General features: G+C 61.3%; 3 protein-coding genes. 2 read left to right on the top strand and 1 reads right to left on the bottom strand.

Annotated features, from left to right (window positions below; genetic code table 11):
- Positions 1-78 precede the first annotated feature (78 nt).
- Positions 79-525, bottom strand: a complete 447-nt coding sequence (locus ACTHNE_RS14900) for a DUF6491 family protein (protein WP_440269663.1) — start codon at positions 523-525, stop codon at positions 79-81.
- Between the two features lie 157 nt (positions 526-682).
- Between ACTHNE_RS14900 and egtB the strand changes: the two genes are divergently transcribed.
- The gene (egtB, locus tag ACTHNE_RS14895; RefSeq protein ID WP_440269662.1) at positions 683-1,933 is read left to right on the top strand and encodes an ergothioneine biosynthesis protein EgtB; all 1,251 of its coding nucleotides are present in this window, start codon (positions 683-685) and stop codon (positions 1,931-1,933) included.
- Complete coding sequence (gene egtD / locus ACTHNE_RS14890; RefSeq protein ID WP_324942464.1) at positions 1,930-2,901, top strand: L-histidine N(alpha)-methyltransferase; 972 nt, start codon at positions 1,930-1,932, stop codon at positions 2,899-2,901. The genes egtB and egtD overlap by 4 nt, the downstream gene beginning before the upstream one ends.
- Positions 2,902-2,920 lie beyond the last annotated feature (19 nt).

Genomic DNA, 2,920 nt, shown 5'->3' with positions numbered 1-2,920 from the left:
TGCGCATTTACGGTGAGCTGAACGTCTGTCCTCAGCTTCTGATACGACAAGAACAGGTTGAATCATGGGTTTGCCGGTTCAAGGATGCTTGCCAGATTGCTGAAGGGTTGTACTGTGGTGTTTTGCGCGATCGCGGTACCTCTTGAACGCTGCTTCATCGATCAGGCTGACCGATTCGATGGCGCAGCCGGGCTGGTCTCTCGCGCGCACTTTTTCTCCGAGGCCGCCGCAGATGCGCATGGGCGTAGTGGCCTTGTCGGCTTCACTGGGTACGAACTGCATGCCGGGATTGCCGATGCCGAGCTTGTCGCAGCTTGCCTTGAGCTTCACTAGATAACGCTGATAGGGGCCGGTACGCACAATGGCGGTTTTCGGGTCCACCACATGCCATTCATTGATCTGGTCGAGGCGGATGCAATCCTTGTACGGTAGCGAATTGCTTGCCGGCGCCGCCGATTGCGCGGACGCGTTTGCGGCGGTTGCAGCAAATATAAAAACCAGCACTGCAGACATGACGGTCTTCATTGAAGTCACCTCAGGGCGCTGTATTGGGGCCATCTTCCTGCCATGTGCGCATCACGGAATATGAACAACTGCTGCGGCATGGTGGCTGTATGATCGTCCGCTGTTTCGTGCTCCACAAGGTGGGCCGCAGCACGCCCGCCCCAACCGAGACTGCGCCATGAATGTCCCCACATTCACCGTAAGTACCGAGGATGCTCTTGCGCGGTTCATGCGTATCCGCCGGCAGACGCTTGCGCTGTGCGAAGGCTTGAGCGGCGAAGACTTGCAAGTACAATCGATGCCCGATGCCAGCCCGGGCAAATGGCATCTTGCACATACCACCTGGTTTTTCGAGCAATTCGCGCTTGGCCATGATCCGGCCTATCGAAGCCCAAATCCCGAGTGGTATTACCTGCTCAATTCCTATTACGAAACCGTCGGGCCCATGCATGCGCGCCCGCAGCGTGGCCTGCTTTCGCGGCCATCGCTCGATGAGATCCGCGACTACCGCGAGCGCATCGACGAGGCCGTCGGCGAACAGCTGGCGCGCGGCGTCGATGCTACCCTAGCAGCCCGTATCGAGCTGGGCCTGCAGCACGAACAGCAGCATCAGGAATTGCTGCTGACCGACATCAAGCACGCGTTCTGGTGCAATCCGTTGCGGCCGGCTTACCGCAATACACCGACGAGACACGAAAGCCGCAGCTCGCCCCTGCGTTTTCTTCCCGGACGGCAAGGCCCGGTCGATATCGGCGACGAAGGCGACGGCTTTGCCTACGACAACGAAACGCCGCGGCATACCACGTGGCTTTCCGCGCATGCCTTGGCTAACCGCCTGGTGACCAATGCCGAATACCTGGCCTTCGTGCGCGACGGCGGTTACCACGAGGCGAGTCTGTGGTTGTCCGACGGCTGGGCGTGCGTGCAGCGCGAAGGCTGGCAGCGGCCGTTGTATTGGCAGGAAGACCTGTCCAGCGAATTCACGCTGGCGGGTGTTCGCGCGCTGGATCCACATGCGCCGGTGTGCCACATCAGCTATTTCGAAGCGGACGCCTTCGCGCGCTGGGCCGGTGCGCGCCTGCCGACCGAAGCGGAGTGGGAAGATGCCGCATCCCGCTTGCCGATCAACGGCAATTTCCAGGACAACCAGCGCTTTCATCCCGCCGCGGTGCCGGCCGGCGATGGCCTGCTGCAAATGTACGGTGATGTGTGGGAATGGACCGGTTCGCCTTATGTGAGTTACCCCGGCTTCAAGCCCCTGCCAGGCGCGCTGGGTGAATACAACGGCAAATTCATGAATGGCCAATGGGTGCTGCGTGGAGGTTCGTGCGCGACGCCGCACGACCACATCCGCGCCAGTTACCGCAATTTTTTTCCGCCCCACGCCCGCTGGCAATTTGCGGGCATCCGATTGGGACAGGACCGATGAGTGTGCAAGCCTATGCAGTGCGGGACGAACAGCGCCCGCCGGATAACCTGTTGTTGCAGGTGGTACAGCGCGGATTGCGCTCGCAACCCAAACGCCTGCCTTCCTGGCTGTTCTACGACGAGCAGGGTTCTGCGTTGTTCGAGCAGATCTGCGAACAGCCGGAGTATTACCTGACGCGTGCCGAGATCGCGCTGCTGAATCAGCACGCCGGCGATATTGCGCAGGTGCTCGGTCCAGACGTGCGCCTGGTCGAATACGGCAGTGGCCACGCGATCAAGACACGATTGCTGCTGGAACATCTGGCCACGCCGGTAGCATGGGTGCCGATCGAGCTTTCCACCGATCCCCTGCGTCACAGCATGGAACGCATGGCGCAGCATTTTCCGCAGTTGCCGATCCAGCCACTGGCGGTCGATTTCACCCGGCCACTGCGCCTGCCGGTGCCGCCACGCGCACCTCGCCGCACGGTGCTGTATTTCCCGGGTTCGACCATCGGCAATTTCGAGGATCGCGAAGCGGCGCAACTGTTGCGCAAGATGCGCAGCGAAATGGGCGACAACGGCGGCATCCTGGTGGGGGTGGATTTGAAGAAGGATCGCGCCACCATCGAGGCCGCCTACAACGACCGCGCCGGCGTCACCGCCGCCTTCACCCTCAACATGCTGACCCGCCTGAATCGCGAACTGGGCTGCAATTTCGAACTCAGCGCATTCCGTCATCGCGCGCATTACAACGCCATGGCCGGACGCATCGAAACGCATATCCTCAGCAATCGCGAACAGCGTATTCGCGTCGGCCGCTTGCAGGTGCTGTTCCGCGAGGACGAAGCGATGCTGGTTGAATACAGCTGCAAGTATTCGCCGGCGGATTTCGCGGCGCTGGCGGCGACGGCGGGCCTGGCCGTGCAGCAGGTGTGGTTCGATCCGCAGCGCATGTTCAGCCTGCAATACCTGACGCGAGCGGCGTGACTGTTCCCTCCCCTACGTG

The organism is Dyella sp. (assembly GCF_051954575.1).
Lineage (GTDB): Bacteria > Pseudomonadota > Gammaproteobacteria > Xanthomonadales > Rhodanobacteraceae > Dyella_B.
This window is presented reverse-complemented; position numbering and strand designations above follow the sequence as displayed.

Coding starts and splice junctions, on each gene's coding strand:
- ACTHNE_RS14900 (WP_440269663.1), bottom strand. CDS start 525: ATGAAGACCGTCATGTCTGCAGTGCTGGTTTTTATATTTGCTGCAACC.
- egtD (WP_324942464.1), top strand. CDS start 1,930: ATGAGTGTGCAAGCCTATGCAGTGCGGGACGAACAGCGCCCGCCGGAT.
- egtB (WP_440269662.1), top strand. CDS start 683: ATGAATGTCCCCACATTCACCGTAAGTACCGAGGATGCTCTTGCGCGG.